The 15,479-nt window shown below is 64.9% G+C and carries 16 protein-coding genes; 10 read left to right on the top strand and 6 right to left on the bottom strand.

Features of this window, described 5'->3' with window-relative positions; genetic code table 11:
- Window positions 1–15 precede the first annotated feature (15 nt).
- From mycP to AQI70_RS35205, 5 genes are all read left to right on the top strand, one after another.
- On the top strand, window positions 16–1,383 hold the full coding sequence (mycP, locus tag AQI70_RS35225) for a type VII secretion-associated serine protease mycosin (RefSeq protein ID WP_062156513.1): 1,368 nt from the start codon (window positions 16–18) through the stop codon (window positions 1,381–1,383).
- A 266-nt stretch (window positions 1,384–1,649) separates the two neighbouring features.
- The gene (locus AQI70_RS35220) at window positions 1,650–1,985 is read left to right on the top strand and encodes a hypothetical protein (protein WP_062156512.1); all 336 of its coding nucleotides are present in this window, start codon (window positions 1,650–1,652) and stop codon (window positions 1,983–1,985) included.
- On the top strand, window positions 1,982–3,151 hold the full coding sequence (locus tag AQI70_RS35215) for a WXG100 family type VII secretion target (RefSeq protein WP_062156511.1): 1,170 nt from the start codon (window positions 1,982–1,984) through the stop codon (window positions 3,149–3,151). Before AQI70_RS35220 ends, AQI70_RS35215 begins: the two co-directional genes overlap by 4 nt.
- 215 nt (window positions 3,152–3,366) lie before the next feature.
- Window positions 3,367–4,497, top strand: a complete 1,131-nt coding sequence (locus AQI70_RS35210) for a hypothetical protein (RefSeq protein ID WP_159042745.1) — start codon at window positions 3,367–3,369, stop codon at window positions 4,495–4,497.
- 45 nt (window positions 4,498–4,542) lie between these two features.
- Window positions 4,543–5,181 (top strand): hypothetical protein, encoded by a 639-nt coding sequence (locus AQI70_RS35205; protein WP_159042744.1) that lies wholly within the window; start codon window positions 4,543–4,545, stop codon window positions 5,179–5,181.
- Between the two features lie 312 nt (window positions 5,182–5,493).
- Here the strand turns inward: AQI70_RS35205 and AQI70_RS35200 are convergent, their stop codons facing one another.
- The 6 genes from AQI70_RS35200 to AQI70_RS35175 form a co-directional block, all read right to left on the bottom strand.
- Window positions 5,494–5,940 carry a hypothetical protein gene (locus AQI70_RS35200; protein WP_159042743.1) on the bottom strand — a complete coding sequence of 149 codons (447 nt, stop codon included), beginning with the start codon at window positions 5,938–5,940 and terminating at the stop codon, window positions 5,494–5,496.
- Between the two features lie 139 nt (window positions 5,941–6,079).
- Window positions 6,080–6,250, bottom strand: coding sequence for a hypothetical protein (locus tag AQI70_RS39340; protein ID WP_159042742.1), 171 nt, complete (start codon window positions 6,248–6,250; stop codon window positions 6,080–6,082).
- A gap of 753 nt (window positions 6,251–7,003) precedes the next feature.
- Window positions 7,004–7,678, bottom strand: coding sequence for a hypothetical protein (locus AQI70_RS35190; RefSeq protein WP_062156506.1), 675 nt, complete (start codon window positions 7,676–7,678; stop codon window positions 7,004–7,006).
- Entirely contained in the window at window positions 7,678–8,124 is a 447-nt protein-coding gene (locus AQI70_RS35185; protein ID WP_159042741.1) for a hypothetical protein, read from the bottom strand. The genes AQI70_RS35190 and AQI70_RS35185 overlap by 1 nt, the downstream gene beginning before the upstream one ends.
- A gap of 83 nt (window positions 8,125–8,207) precedes the next feature.
- A complete protein-coding gene (locus tag AQI70_RS35180) occupies window positions 8,208–9,617 on the bottom strand; it encodes a putative T7SS-secreted protein (RefSeq protein WP_062156504.1) in 1,410 nt (469 codons plus the stop codon).
- Window positions 9,614–9,841 carry a hypothetical protein gene (locus AQI70_RS35175; protein ID WP_244181968.1) on the bottom strand — a complete coding sequence of 76 codons (228 nt, stop codon included), beginning with the start codon at window positions 9,839–9,841 and terminating at the stop codon, window positions 9,614–9,616. The genes AQI70_RS35180 and AQI70_RS35175 overlap by 4 nt, the downstream gene beginning before the upstream one ends.
- An 854-nt stretch (window positions 9,842–10,695) precedes the next feature.
- On the opposite strand from AQI70_RS35175, the gene AQI70_RS35170 reads away from it, so the two are divergent.
- From AQI70_RS35170 to AQI70_RS35150, 5 genes are all read left to right on the top strand, one after another.
- Window positions 10,696–11,109: a hypothetical protein gene (locus AQI70_RS35170; protein ID WP_062156502.1), complete on the top strand. Its 414-nt coding sequence runs from the start codon at window positions 10,696–10,698 to the stop codon at window positions 11,107–11,109.
- Window positions 11,106–12,290, top strand: coding sequence for a S8 family peptidase (locus tag AQI70_RS35165; RefSeq protein ID WP_062156501.1), 1,185 nt, complete (start codon window positions 11,106–11,108; stop codon window positions 12,288–12,290). Before AQI70_RS35170 ends, AQI70_RS35165 begins: the two co-directional genes overlap by 4 nt.
- Before the next feature lie 779 nt (window positions 12,291–13,069).
- Window positions 13,070–13,552, top strand: a complete 483-nt coding sequence (locus tag AQI70_RS35160) for a hypothetical protein (protein WP_159042740.1) — start codon at window positions 13,070–13,072, stop codon at window positions 13,550–13,552.
- A gap of 252 nt (window positions 13,553–13,804) precedes the next feature.
- Entirely contained in the window at window positions 13,805–14,218 is a 414-nt protein-coding gene (locus tag AQI70_RS35155; protein ID WP_062156574.1) for a hypothetical protein, read from the top strand.
- 81 nt (window positions 14,219–14,299) lie between these two features.
- Complete coding sequence (locus AQI70_RS35150; RefSeq protein WP_100246882.1) at window positions 14,300–15,430, top strand: type VII secretion target; 1,131 nt, start codon at window positions 14,300–14,302, stop codon at window positions 15,428–15,430.
- The last annotated feature ends 49 nt before the right edge of the window (window positions 15,431–15,479 follow it).

Here is a 15,479-nt window from a genome sequence, read left to right as displayed (position 1 = left end):
ACCAGTCTTAGTTGAGTGAGGAGCAAGGAATTGGTTGTCAAGCGATTCTGGTCCACGACGGGAGTCGTGGCATTGACAGGAGCCTTGCTCCTCACCTCGGCTCCCACTGCCTCAGCGGATTACGTCCGTGACAAGCAGTGGGTCATCGACGTCATCAACTTCAAGAAAGTTTGGGCGGAGTCACAAGGCGAAGGGGTGACGGTTGCCGTCGTTGATACCGGAGTGGACGGTAGCCATCCCGATCTGACCGGGCAGGTCTTGAAGGGCATGGATGTCACCGGAAGTGGTGATGCCCAGAATGACACCAACGGGCATGGCACCGGCATGGCGAGTCTTATCGCCGGTCACGGACACGGAACGAACAATTCTGAGGGCGTGATCGGCTTGGCGCCCAAGGCTAAGATCCTTCCAATTAAGGCCTCCTCAACAGGTGACGACTACCGCGACGACCAGTGGGCAGAGGGAGTCCGATACGCAGTTGATCAGGGTGCAGATGTGATCAATCTGTCATTTGGCGGCTCTTCCACCTCGCCGGACCCTGAGGCGACCGAGGCAATCAAATATGCATTGCAGCACAACGTTGTCGTTGTGTCAGGCACAGGGAATGACGGAACTGCAGGTCTGGAGTATCCGGCCAAGCTTCCAGGTGTCGTCGCCGTTGGCGCCGTTGATGAATCGCTGAAGGTTTGGAAGAACTCGAATTTCGGTCCCGGTGTGACGCTGACTGCTCCCGGCGTGAATATTGCCAGAGCAGACACAAGCGAAGCTAGCGGTTACGCGGAGGGCAGTGGAGTCTCCGACGCAACGGCCTATGTCTCCGCAGCCGCGGCCTTGGTCAGGGCCAAGTATCCGGACCTCACGGCAGGCCAGGTCATCAACCGCCTGATCAAATCAGCCACGTTTCTCGACCACGACGTCAAGAAGGTGCCCGACGAGGAGTACGGCTACGGCATCATCCGCCCGTACGCGGCACTGACAAGGGACATCCCCAAGGGCCCCAAGCAGGGCCCCCTCGCCCAGTCCGCGCCGTCCACGTCCACGAATTCCGGCACCGCGTCCGACGACGACAGCACGAGCCAGGCGAAGAAAAAGAAGAAGAAGTCCTCCTCGGGCAGCATCCTTCTCATCGCCGGCATCGCAGCGGTCGTGGTCGTCATCGGCATTGCCGCCGTGGTGATCCGCAGCCGCCGCAACGGCGGTAACGGCGGCCCCGGCTCGGGCGGCGGAACCCCGCCTGCCGGCACGGGCTACCCGCCCCAGCCCCCGACGGGCTACCAGCCGTACCCCAACACACCTCCCAGTCAGGGATACCCGGCGCCTCCCGGCCAGTCCCCGCAGCACCCCAACCCCTACGCCCAACAGCCTCCCCACCAAGGACAGTAAGAGCTCGCCATATTCGTGCCGGGCTGGTACAGGCTCGCTCGCGTGGACTCGACATCCGCGTGTCAAAAGGGGCATGCCTGTGCTGCTTCTCGGGCCCTCAAGCCGGAGATGGCACAGCGCTGCGGGAGAATTGGGACAGGATGGCATAAGACACGGCAATCAGACGTGACAAAAAACAACGGTACACAATTCAGGGCCGACTGCCATAGCGATAGGCAGCTTTCATGAATCGGCTCTGGCGAGTCATTCAAGGATGGGGGAAATAAGTGGCTGACGGTGAGGCATTCTACGCGGAGGGAGCAGGCAGAGGTCTGGCCAAGCAATTCGAGCTCCAGGCGTACGACCTGCGTGCGTATCTCAAGAAGTTCGAGAACGAGACCGGTGAAGAGGCAATCTCTGACGGCTTTGGGCTTCTTACGGAATCGGACGAGGTCCGAAACGCGTACATCGAGTACTCGACCACCGCAGCCTCTGCAATGAAGGCCCTCCATGAACATTTGGACGCTATCGCGGACGCCCTGAGGAAGGTCAACAAGAACACCGAAGTGAATGATGAGGACCTGGCTGTGCTCTTTGGTAAGGCCTCCGGGGGGAACAAGTGAGTGGCAAGGAGTCGGGAGCAGAGGAGATCGTCGAACTCGGATTGGAGCTCGTCAATCCCGGTGGTCGGCCCGATGAGTTGAGGCAGGCTGCCAAGGCCTGGCGACAGCTCAAGGACGAGGTGGCGGGCGCGGATGGCCTACTCAAAGCGCTCGACAGAAAAGTCGAAGACACAGTCGGTCACACCTGGCGCGGTGAAGCTGCGGAAGCCTTCAGGGAGCATTGGCGTAAGGTCAAAGCTGCAGTCGAAGAAGGCGTCCAAGAGTACGACGACATCGCCAAGCAGCTCGATGAAGTGGCCGATGAGATCGAGAACGTCAACGACGAGATTCACGCGATCTACGCCGAAATTGGCGTCTCGATCGGCGTTGGCGTGGCTTTGTCGTTTGTGAGTTTTGGTGTCGCGGGTGGGGCCGCTGCTGCGAATGTCGCTCGACTCGCCGCCCAGGCGGTCCGTATCTCGGCCCGCCTGGGTACGCTGCTCCGACGCATCGCAGCGGCAATCCGGGCATACCAGCAGGCCGGGAAGATGACCAAGCTGACTGCCAGCTTCTTCGTCAACTGGGCTGGCAACACTGGTGGCACGCTGCTCGGCGCTGGCCTCTCCGGCCAGGACATCGACGGTGCCAAGGTGTGGGAAGCAACCTGGCAGGGAGGGCTTGCGGCAGCCGTCGGCACCCCTGCGGGCGCGGCAGCAGCGGGCAAGGCCGGGAAGATCATGGATGGCATGGCCAGTCCGCCGGGCGATCTTGCCCAGAGTCTGACCGAGAACATCACCGGCGGGGTTGTCGGCAATGTGTCTGGCGGACTCGCGGTGGATGCCCATACCGCTCTCACGACGGATGAAGACCCCGAGTGGGGTAAGAACGCCCTTGTCAATGCGGTAGGTGGGGCAATTGGCGGAGCCACGGTGGGCGGTGCCGGACACTACAGGGACAACCTCACCGATGCGCCGGGCTGGGATTCGTCACGATACGGGCAGCGTGGCCAGAACCCTGACTTTGCCGTTGAAGTGCCCGCCGGTGGCGTGGGTGCCGGATTGGCAGGCGCAGGCGGAGAGCTCACCGCGAGTGACGACGAGAACGGCAAGGAAAAGGACAAGGCCGCAGACGAGCCGAACACGGCGTTCGGCCGTAAGCAGCGCAGTCTTGAGGAAGATTTCGGATGATGACAAGGTCCAGCCTTCCGGCTCGTTGCTCGGCTCTGCTGGGGCTCAGCATCTTGGCGACGATCGTTGCCGTTCTTGCTCAGCCCTCCACTCGCCCACCGAGGTGGGACCTCTTTGCTTGCCTCGTGGTGGCAGCAGTAGCCGCTGGCAGCGCCGTCCTCTTTCTTCGCCGACGCCCCGCCCACGACCCAGGCATGGAGGGCAGGCACTGGTGGGTGGAGCAACGCAACGGTTGGGTCGGCTTCGCAACCTGGTCTTGGGTGGTGCCTGCGTTTCTGGTGGCTTACGCAGCGGTTTCTCCGACGCCAGCGGCGTGGGAGATCGTCGACGCCGGTTCCGCAATGCGTACGACCGAGATCGAGAAGGTTCTCTCCACGAAGTACGTCAGCAGTCAGCGCACTGGGCATTACACCTCCACAGTGCTGGTATCTGTGCCTTTCGACCAAGGGGCCAAAACCTCTGAAGCGGAGATGACCTCGGGCGACAAGCCGAGGGCCGGGCAAGAAATCTGGGTCCTCTTCGCGCCGTCGTCACCCGACCTGGGGTTCTTTGTCGGGGATCGACAGTCGCTTGAGGAGAAGATCGGTGGGCGTGCAGACCTCTGGACCGTCTGCTTGACCCTGGCGTGCTTGGCCTTCTGCTGGTTCATGAACCTGTTCGGCCGCTGGCGCTCCGATCCTGTGGCAGGTCTCCACCGTTCGAGACAACATGGCACACTCCACGCACTGCCCGTCTCTGTGACCGGAGTGGGGGTGGCCCTCGATGAGCGCCCGGCGTCCGCGTCTGTGACCAAACACCTGAAGCCCCGCATTTGCCTAACGAGCGCGGAGTTCGGTGACCTGTATCTCTACCTGGATGACATCGTCGACCCTTCGCTTCTGGCACAACCACTCATGGGTGCCCGTGGTCATGTCTACTGGCGACGGCCCACTCGCGAGCTCCCGTACGCGAATTCAGTTGGCTACGCCGTACTGCTTTTGGACGGGCAGCGTTACGTTGCCGGATGGCTTGAGTCCGAGGACGCTTCGGTCGACCTGCCGGCGAGCGCACTTGTTCCGGCGGACTGGGCGCTCCCGGCAGTGGGTGAAGCTCGGGCCTTTCACCCCGCGTCTCCCGTGGAGACAAGAGCCAATTCCACTGTGCTGAAGGCGCTCCTACTCAGCATCGTGGCCTTGGCCGTCATCACTCTTGGCGTCGGCGACGTCGCGACGGTCGCTCTCGCTATCACCTCCGTACTGGCAGTTCTGATAGGGCGGAGGCGCGCGGGACGCCAGGTGAAGCAGCACCTGGAAGCACTCGTGTCCGGCGGCGACATGAGCACTGGCTCGATCCGCGGGGCCGGCTGAGTCTGCTCGTGTGCCTGCCGATTGACCGACGTAAAAGGGGAGCCGATGAAAAGGAAGAGCCCTCAGTTGCCTTTGCATGAGACCGGAGTACCGGTTCCACTGGAAACATCCGGAATCCCGGCGCCTGCATTCAAGCGTGCCTTCGACCAACTGGAGACCCGGGACGCCTGGGAGAGGATGCACCGCAAGGTGAGGAGGCGTCGGACGATCTGGTGGGTTCTCTGCCTTCCCTCGTTTCTTGCGGTGAGTGCCCTCATGAGTCCTGACGCCGGTGAGACGGCCAACAAGATCGGGGGCCCTACCCTGATCGCCTGGGTTATCGGCTACCCCGCTCTTCTCTACCTCAGCCACAAATCGCTCAGCTGCGTCAGGCGCATGCGTCGTGTCCTGGAGACGCACCCGTGGCGGTTGGTCCCGCGAGTGCGCAGGACAAAGGGCACTTGGGAGGCGTACACCGCTGCCGTCCAGCTCCAGTACGACGAGCACGAGAGGCTGACCGGCCTCATGTCCGTCTGGAATCCGGTGAGGACGTATCGACGGTGGCCCAAGGCCATGGAGTACGGCGCGTGGTACGCGGGCGACACCTTTAACGCCCGTACCGCGGCGAGCAAAGGACGCGGTGTGCTGACGCTTCCGGGTGTCGGCGACCTCTTCTCAGTGACGCAACGCCCTGGGGATCACTGACGGGACCCACCGCCGAGCTTCTGGGGTCGGGGAAGGTGGCCCATGTGCAAGCTGCCCGAAGCCACCCTCGGGCTCCTGTACGTTCCAGCGGCGGAGTGAGCGGGCGTGGCCCTGGGCCAGATGATCCCCATCCCGCGGCGCGGCCTGTGACGGCCCCTGGCCTCCTTGGCGAGTCCGTATGGAGCACTGGCCAACGTCCTGCGGCAGGGCGCGCGTGAGGAGGACCGTGCGCGGTGTCTAGTGTTCCCGGGGCGTGGGCCAACCAGCTCGGCTCGAGCGGAGCAACCCCTCAAGCCGAGCTGATGGGCGACGTCACGAAGCAGAGCCCACGGCACCCTGGCTGCTGCCCGACTGCTTCTGTGCCGCCGGGTCCAGGCTCGCGACTGCGTACAGGCCGTACGCCAGAAGACCAACCATGCCGGCGATTCCGACGACCAGGCGCCAAGCCGCCGACGGAACGGGAAGCGCGAGCACCGTGACGCAGAGCGTCCAGAGCAGGAGTACGTGCATCAGCCGGTTCGGGATGCTGAGGACCCAACCGGTGTCGAGGTCGAGCAGCCGGCTCTCCCCGGTTGAGTCGACGGCACCCTGGTGATCTGCCGCCGTACGTGCGGACTCCTCGTGGTCCGGGGCGAGTCCGCCGGGGATGAACCAGCCGGCGTCGCTGATGAAGACCGCGCCCGTACGGTGCGGCCCCTTGCGGCCTCCGTGCCGGTTGCGGTCCGGCACCCAGACCAGATGGCCTTCCGAGTGCCCCACGGTGTCCACGTACCTGGCACTGTCTCCGTGGACATGCAGCTGCACGGGGCCCCGGAAGTGTCCAGGCAGATCCGCTGCTTGTCCGCCCCATGACCGTCGTACCCAGAAATGCGCGCGCGCAGCACACGTTCGTCACCACTCAGCCGCTGGGGGAAGCTGTCGTTGTCACCCACGGCGCCCAGTTCGGGCCGGTCGGGGCGGAAGCGATCTCCGCCGCCTTGCCCGTGGGCGTGGGATCGCCCACCCCAAGGGCGAGCGGAACGATCAGCGCCATGACCCCGCCGTAGAACGACAGGGCTGCGTTGGTCAACAGAGCGGAGGCGCCTCGCAACCTCACGGGACGGCCCTGGGTCCGCTCTCCGCCTCATGCGATACGCGGTCGGCCAGGGCGCGATAGACCGCGGCGGGGTCCGGGTTGCCCGACGAGCGTCGCAAAGCCCATGCCGAGAAGGCCAGGGACAGCGAGCGCGATCGCTCAGCCAGCACCAGAGCGTCACGCAGTGTCGACTTCACCATGAAGAGCCAGCATCCGAGGAGCACTGTGACCAGGAGGCATGCCGCCCAGGCCACCACCGTCTTCTGCTGCCCTTCGTCCAGGTCGTTCTCGATGCTGTCCGCCTCTTTGAGCCGGGTTTCGGCCGCAAGGCAGTTCTGTGCCGACTCGGCTTTTCGTGGCCTCGTCGCGCAGCGCGTTCCGCTGCTCCTGCGTCAGCCCTTCGGCATCGGCTCCAGTGGCGGACGACGCCGCCTGGTGACCGCTGCCTTCGCTCCCCCCGGCAGCTCTGCCGGTTCCGTCCGCGTCGGCGGCCTCCACTGGCAGCTCCATCGGCAGCTCCGTCCGCTGTGCCGTTCGATTCGGCTGACCCATCGGAAGCACACTCCGGTGCCGCTCGCCTCCCCGGCGCCTGAATCATGTGTCAGCTTGCCCGATGCCCACATCGGCCGCTCCGGCTCACCGCCCCCAGCCCCGATCAGCGACTGTCGCAGCCGCAGGACCAGGAAGATCAGCACGGACAGGGCTGCCGGGGTTGTTGCTCAGGCCGCCTGAGCCGAGCCCGAGACGCTACCCGAAGTCGCCCCTCACGTGATCGGCGACGGTAGGCCGTGGCTCGTCCCCACTTTCCGGGCTCGCGTCGGCTGCTGAACCGCTGGACACCGTCAGGTCGTGGGCGGTCTTCGACAACAGTGAGACGTAGAAGGGAAGATCGGGCAGGGACGGTGTGGTGAGGCTCAGGACGAGCAGCCGTCCCATCCGTGGCAGAGGGAGGTAGACGTCGGCCCGGGCGAGGGGCAGGGATGGTGCCGTGTCGTCCTGTGGGTCCGACTGCCATTCCAACCCGCACAGTACGAGGACGCCGGGCCCTGCCGGAACGCGGATCGGCTCGACCGTGTTGTTGGGGTTCACGGACAGCGCCTCCAAGAGGCCGCGTGCCGATAGCTCGGCGTCCAGCTCGTCGAGCGGGTCGAGCCGGGCGATCAACGATGCCGTGGTCATGCGGCCGTCGGGCGTCTCATCGAGGCAGAAGCCCGCATAGAAGGACTTCTCGGTGAGGGCAAGTTCGGCCATTTCACGGTAGGAATGAAAGGTGACTTCTCGCTGAAAGTCGGTGCCGTGCGGCCAGACTTCCTCGGCGATGGACCAGAGTTGCTCCTGGCGATCCTCATCGTCCAAGTCGAGTCCCAGTGAGTGAAACCCACCGGGCATGTCCAGATGCAGTTCGATACTCGGTGCGGACATCAAAGAATCTTCCTGTGGGTCGGCCGCAGAATCACACCTCGACGCAGATCCGTAGGTACGTCCAGGGCGAGAAGGTGCTTGTGCGCCAGGCGTGTCAGCACACTCACCGGGGACCCCCGGAATTCACGAGGATGCAGCGCGACGCCCTTCAGGCGTGCGCCGTCAGGCATGGAGGTCAGTATGACGAAGTGATAGATCGTCGTGCGCCAGCCGAATTGCTGTCGCTCGATCTCCCCGGCCAGCCGGGCGAACTCCCGGTCCAAGGAGGCTTCGTGCTTGATCGGGCTGCGAGAGAGGCGGAGCGCCAGCTTGCCAGGTGAGATGAATCGGGCGGGAGCGTTGAGGATCCGCATCAGATCATCCTCATGGCCGTCTCCGAAGAGGACCATGAGAAGCCAGACAAGTTTGGCAACGAATTCTACCGGAATGAGGACCCACTGCAGCATGAACCATAGTAGGAGCCCCAGCCTCGAAGGGAACGGAAGGACTGGATCGGCGACCGAATTGGAGGACGGCGTGACTCCCAAGGCTAATCTCCCGTCACGCTGTCATAAATGCCGCTCACGGCGCCCGGCACCTGCATCGCGAGCTGGGGGCCCTTCGACCACCAGGACGTTGGATCCAAGGTTCCGTCGGCACGTATCGCTGCTTGCAGGGACTCGAGGTTCCTGAGCCCTGGAGTGTTGGCGACAATGGTGTTGAGCCCGGTCTCACCCATCGAGGCACCCATGTTCTTGGCCACCGAATTCTCCCAGGCAAGCTTCAACTTGTTCGCGGCGCCTTGAGCCTCGAAGACCTGGCCCTCAGCGCCGCGGAGGAGTCGGTTACCCGCTCGACCGAAGTCCTCCGCTGTTGCGATTCCGTCATCCACGAGCTTGCCCAGCCGAGCGGCCCTCGCCGCACCGTCGACCGATGTCACCAGTTCTCCCGCCTTCTCAGCGCGTACCACGACCTTCGCTGTGCCGGTGATGGCTGTCTTGGCGAAACCCAAGCCCGGAACGGTGCCGAGAGCGTCGCCCGCGAGGTCCATCAGCCCGATATCGGCGCCACCGATCTTGGCCGCACCATGGGTCAGGAGCGCCCCCGCCGAAAAGCCCGCACTGGCCAGCGCGAGCGCCCCGGACAGCGGTGGGCACCACAGGGTCAGCAGCGCCAGGATGCCGAGGACGGCGGAGATGTTGCTCAGCCAGTCACCGATCGTCTTCAGCAGGTCCTTGTGCCGGGCGCACCACTCCTGGATGCTGTGCCCCCACTTCTGGAGCTCATCGCCCAGGCGCTCCCAGAACCCTGGGTCGGGTGCCTTCTCGGTCGCTTTGCGCAGGTGACTCGCGACCCCGCGGGCCTCGGCCTGGTGCTCCTCGAGCAGCCGCTCGCCCTGCTTGATGATCTCCTCGAGTTCACGCTCAGCCTGGTCCAGCCGAGCCGAGGCTGCCGACAACTCGCCGTCGGCCTGCTGCAGCCGAGAGCTCGCCGCGTCGATCTTCGCTTGGGCGTCCTGCAGAGCGGGGCCGGTGAAGTACTGGCCGCTGAGGCGGAACGCGGGATCGGATGCCGCCTGGTTGTAGCGGCTCGTCGCGGCGTCCTTGGCCTTCTCCGCGGTGCTGATCTGGCCCTTGGCCGCCTTGGCCTGAGCCTCGTACGTGCGGGCCGTGTTCTGGTAGTGGGCCAGTGCCTCGCGCCACTTCGACAGCTCCGACGACGCCGTGCGCATCGCCTCCTGGCTGTCCTTCAGATAGCGGGGCAGTTCCCCGACCTTCTTCGAGAACGCCGAGGCGGCGTCTCCAGCCCAGGTGACGTTCCCCGTGAGGCGCTTGATGCTGTTCTGAGCGTTGTCGAGCGCGTCCGCCGCCCTCTTGGCGCGGGCAGCGAGTGAGTCCACGTTGCCGGGACTGCCCGGCGCGGGGTCGAAGCCGAGCGCGGGGTACGAGTCGCTGCTCACCGGGTGCCGCCCTTCCCGGCGAAGCCGTCGCGCAGGGCCGTCTCGACGTCCCGGTAGCTGTCGCGGGTCTTCTTCACGCCGTCCTCGATCGCCTGCGTACCCTCGGCGATCTTCGTGATCGCGTCGTCCCAGCTGTCGTGGAACTCGTCGCAGGCGTTGTCGAGTTCTTTGCTTCCCGTGGTCTTCGGGCCGGTGTCACGCAGTGCGTTCAGCGCTGCACGCATCTCGTCCTGACTTCGGTGAAGTTCCCTGACCAGTGAGTCCAGCTCGGATATGTCTACCTTGAAGCCCGCTCCCATGGCTGGTGTCCCCCTGTCTCGCATGGCGCAGCGATTAGCTGCTGCAACAAGATAGCCAGCAGGCGTCGAGTGCCTGGAATCGGGCCCTGCTGTTTGCAGGGCCTTCACGGCTCATCCGTGCGGCCCGTCGCCCCCTCGCAGTCCTTTGAGCACTCATGCGCCGCTCTACCGTTCCTTGAAAGCCGACCGGCCCGTACAGCACCCCTGTCGTCAGCTATCGGCGGGCTGCACATTTCGATCGCGAATCACACATGAGAACCCCACGAGGGCATGCCTCGCTGCGTTCGCGAACGCCATAAGGTGTCGCGTGACTTACGGGGAAGGTGTGCCGGCTGGCAGCAGCAACAGCAGCACCAGCACCAGCAGCAGTGGGGGCCGGTCCAAGGGCCGCCCGTGCCTACAGGGATGCAGCCAGTGGCTCCCCCTGCTCCTCCCGGTGCTCCAAGCGGCGGCAGGCGCACTGCGCGCATCGTGATCGGTTCGATTCTCGGACTCTTCGGCGTGCTCCCCACCTTGGGAGGCGGCGCGCTCGCTGCGCACGCTTACGGCAACAGCCTGCAGACGATAGACAATCCCGAGTACGGAGAGGTGATTTGGTCGGATGAACCCGCCGACAGCATCTTTCCGGACACCATCGGAGGGCGTGACGGCCGTCTCGGGGATCTCACCAATCCCAAGTACGCGTACTGGCGTCGGCTCGGAATCTCTCCTGAGACGTCCTGTAGCAAGGGACTGACGGGGAAGACACTGGCGAACGCGGAGCGGGTGGATGCAAGGCCGTGCTGCGCGCCACCTATGTCGACCCCACCGGGGACATGGTGGCTACGGTCGCACTCATTGTGTTGCCCGGGGACGGCGCGAATGTGAAGCTCGCCCAGGCCTACGAGGAACTGGAAGCAGAGGGAACGGTGGCCCCCCTGCCCGTGCCAGGCACTCCGGCCGCCGGCTGGAAGGCGGACGTACGTAACGGAGTAGCGCTGGACTCCACCAGCGGTGAGCACATGCCCTATGCCATCGCCGCCACCACGGGCGCGGTCGACGGGCGGCTTGCAGGAAACCTGCCAGGCGCTTGGGGGGACGACGACCTCGAAGTCAGTGCCGACCGGGAGTCCTGGTACGCCGAGGCGGAAACGCTCGTCGAGATGTTCTCACTGCACATGGACGACCTGCAGCTCGGGGGGACGGACTGGTGAACGACCGACGAACGAGGACTGCTGTCGTCACAGCTGCGTTGAGCGGTCTCCTCTGCACACTGCCGACGGCCCCCGCACACGCCGCATCTGCCATTCCCGGCGGGTGGGAGAGCGATGCCCTTGGTCTTTCGTCAGCGCACCAGCTCGATCAGGGTGAAGGCGTCATCGTGGCCGTCCTGGACAGCGGAGTGGTGGCTGACCATCCTGCGCTCAAGGGGAGAGTGACCACCGGCCCCGACTACTTCGACGATGGTCTTGACTGGCAGAGCCCCGAGTGGGGTGTGCATGGCACCAACATGGCGTCAGACGTGCTCAAGGTCGCGCCCAAGGCCAAGATCCTTTCGGTGAGGGTTCTCAACGACGAGGAGGAGAAGGGAGACGGCAGCGTCGAGCGACGGCAGGGCACGAGTCCGGTCGCGAGCGGTGTCTACTACGCAGTGGACCATGGCGCCGATGTGATCTCGTTGTCTCTGGGGACCGGCGAAGTCGCCAACTTCGCGGACTCGGCAGAGGTTGCAGTCATCGGCTATGCAGTGAGTCATGGCGTGCCGGTCCTCGCGGCGGCCGGAAACAGTGGAGGGAGACTCAATGAGACCGCCTTCCCACCCGGTTACGCCGGCGTGATTGCTGTAGCAGCGACGAACCAGGGTGGCGGGCACGCCGAGTTCTCGACCGTCCACACGTACAACGAAGTGGCCGCCCCGGGTGTGGACATCACCAGCGCGAAGAACACGGGTGGCCTCGAGTCGATCCAGGGCACGTCTCCGGCAACTGCGCTCGCGTCAGGCGTCGTGGCGCTGATGCTCTCCCAGAACCCCAAGCTCACGCCGGCCCAGGTGCGTGCGATCCTCACCAGCACTGCCCGCCACCCTCAAGGTGGTGGGAACGCTCTCCTCGGGTACGGGCAGATCAATGCACCCGCCGCCGTGAAGGCCGCGGCCTCGCCGCTTGATGACAAGACAGTGCCGGTAAAATACGAGGGCAAGAAGCACTTCGCAACTCCCGTGGGCACGCCCAGGACCACCCATCCTCCGATGGAGCAGGAAGTGTGGCTGACCGGTCTGGGTGCCGCCGGCGTAGGGCTGTTGATGTTGATCGGCGGGCTGTTCTTGGCCCTGCGGGGCCGTCGCAGGGCGGCTTCCGGCGTTACGGGCATGGCCCCGCCGCCAGGACAGTTCTGAACGGGACGCCATCGGTGGGCTGTCAGTAGCCCTTGGCAGATGGTGAAGCTCCCCGAAGTGGTGAAGCTTCCCATGGACAGTGGCCGATCGCCCACGCCGATGAGGCGGCCGAGGCCCGTCCGTCCGGTCTCCTGGCGGGGCGTCCGTCGTGGCGTTCCCGTACCCGTGCGGTTGTGTCATTGAGGTTCCTCAGGATGCGGACAAGGGCGTCACAGGACGAGTGCGCCCACGAGCGCGGCCAGGACGCCCAGGGCTGCAACTGAACTTGAGTTCCGTGGCCGTCTGTGCGCGCTGAAGTGGGGCAGGCTGCAACTCCGTCCACGAGTGGGGGCGGTTGTCGTAGGTCCAGCAGTCCTCCGCTGAACATCCACCACACGCGCCGCATTCACGCACATACGCAGGAGGGGGAGCTACCAGGGTGGCGCTGCGCAATGGCTCAAGGGTCACGAGACCGGCCTCATGCGCTACATTCGCGGCGGTGATCATCCAGGCGGGGGCCTTGGGTTACGAGCCGGCGTTCTTGTTCGCAGCGCCTCAAACCGCCGTACCGAACCTCGTCAGAACCTGGGCTGGACAGCGAAGGGCGATTTCGGGTGGCTAGAAGGAATCAGACGGACTCCGTCCGCAACAGGTTCGAGTTCGAGCGGGCGAGGGCGTTGGTGCCGACCGGTGAGGTGCTGCGTGCTGATCACGGGGTCGTTCTGGCCGAACGAGCACCGTCACCGAGCCGTTTTCGTCGCCCGCGCGTTCTGCGATCCGAGCGCCGTACGCTCGGTGGCTTGTTCTTGAAGCCGGTGTACTGGCTCGTGAGGATATTCACGGCCACCTCCTGGAACCCGGTCGAGTGGCTGGTCGAAGCATTGATGGAGCGTGAGAAGAAAAGGCCGGGCAAGCCGTTCCACGGCGGCTGGAACAGCATGGCCGGCCATCTGGCCCGCGGCCTGGTGCCTCGGACGAAAAACCCGGCAAGCCAGGTAGCCCTGGTGATGCAGGTGACCGACCGCCGCCTGCAGATCGTGTACGTGTCCCGCGTGCGTTCTTTGACCGGCCAGCCCGGTTTGGTCGAAGCGGGGTGGGCCACTGATATTCGAAATGTGACCTGGATCCGGGATCGCAGTGACGTGGCGGGCGGCGACCACGAGATCGGCTTCGTCGATGGTTCGTGGTGCACGGTCCGCTTCTGGGGCGAGGGATGGAGCCGGATGTCGGACGCGTTCCCGCTCCGGCTGAGTCACCTCGACCCGGTTCCGTACACGGGGTGAGCTGCCACTGCCCAGCGGCAGACGGCGAGTTCGTTCGGGAGGAATTCGGAGAATTCCGGGACATACGTGATCGGCCCTGAAGTAAACGATCAAGCTGGCCAACAGGTGGCTCCGCAAGGCCAACAAGCGGCGGTCTTCAGCGCGTTGACACAATCCATGAGGTTCCCGCACCGGCTGTGTGTTGAACCGTTCGCAGGTGCATTGGTAGGTTCACGCCGGTCGATTCACGCCGACCCTCCGATGAGGTACCCCTTGGACAGCTCTCCCAACAGCTCCGGCAAGCCCGTGGACGACTCCGAGTTCCTGGAGATGACCCAGCAGGACCCCGCCCAGGTCAAGATCCTGCGGCAGTCCTTGGAGCATCTCGCCTCGGGGCTGGGAGGCGACGCCCTCAAGGAGATGGCTCGGGAGGTCCTCTCCGGGCGCATGAGCCTGCGCGAGGCCGCCAATGTGTCGGCGTACGCCGAGCAGGCCGTGGAGCAGGCAGCTCCGCTTGCTGAGAAGTGGGCTTCCATGTCCGACCGCGAGCGTGACGAGCTCGCCGCGGAGGGGGAGCGCCGACTTGCGGAGGAGCGGCGCCAGCTCGATGACGAGCGGCGTGCGGAGTCCGAGAACCGGTCCGGTGTGAAGTCGCGTCACGACGGGCGCGGCTGGTCCTTGTACTGAGCGGCCGTACGTGGTGGCGAATGGCCGTGTCCTGCGGCCGGACCACCGACGGCATCAGCCGATGCAGGCGATGGGGGAGAAGTGAACTTCCGTGTGGAACCGGGTGCGATCGACGGCTTCGCGAAGCTGGTGGGGCGTGCCGCGGAAGGCAGTGCGCAGGCCGTCTCGTACACCGGCAATCACGCGCAGATCGAAAAGTCCGTGGGCGGCGAGGCCTGGGACCTCGTCGCGGGTGACCACGACCAATATGTGAGCGAGGCCAAGAAGGCGCTTGGGAAGATCAAGAGCGTTCTGGAGGCGTCCGAGAAGGAACTCACGGGCACGGCCAAGTACTACCGGGAGACGGACAGCGACGAGGCGGCGAAACTCGACGCCACCTATCCGGGGTCCAAAGTGTCGGGCGGAGGCTCAGGCGGCGACCCGCAGGACTTCTCCGACGCCAGTGACGCCGTCGATACGCTGAAGCCGCCGGGCGATCCCACCAATCCCTTCGCCAAGTACGCGTCGGGTCACGCGGACGAGTACAACATGAACCCCGTGCAGAAGACGCTCGGCAGCGCCCTCGACCTGGGCAGCCCCTCGGCGATGGCGGTGGAGGCGTCCAAACTGCTCTTCGACTTCGACCCCTTCGGCGTCTGCACGAACTGGGTCTTCGGGGACTGGAACAAGTACAACGACTGCTCCGACGTATGGGGCAATCTCGCGTCGTTCTGCGACGCGTTGGCCGCCAACGTGCGCAAGGGAAATCAGAACGTCGGCCTCAGCTGGGACGGCAACGCCGCGGACGCCGCCACCGTGTACTTCGACGAGTTCATCAAGAAACTCGACGAGATCAAGGAGACCTTCAAGTCTCTGCAAGAGTGCTACGCGCAGGCGGCGCAGATGGCGTTCCAGTTCGCGGAATTCCTTAAGGGCTTCCTGGTGATGTTCTGCGACCTGCTCGTCATCTGGCTGGTCAACCTGCTCGCGGCGCAGGCCGTCAACGCGATCCCCGTCGGCGGGCAGGCCGCCTCCGTGGCCATGTTCGCGCTCGCCGCGGCGCAGGCCATCCGGCTCATGCAGATGTGGGCCGAGGCGGCCCAGGCGTTCGACAAGTTCGCGTTGGCGCTGAGCGCGCTCGGCATGGCCATGTCCGCGGCCGTCAACGGGTTCTCGGCGGCGGACGGATTTCCCCAGGTGGGTACTGGTGGTTACGACCACCAGGCGGTGTAGCGGAAAAAGCGAGAACAGCGGAAACAGCTGAGACAGCGGAGAACGCGGA

This window comes from Streptomyces curacoi (assembly GCF_001513975.1).
Classification (GTDB): Bacteria; Actinomycetota; Actinomycetes; order Streptomycetales; family Streptomycetaceae; genus Streptomyces; species Streptomyces curacoi.
The sequence above is the reverse complement of the archived record's forward strand: the minus strand, read 5'-3'. Positions and strand labels throughout refer to the sequence as shown.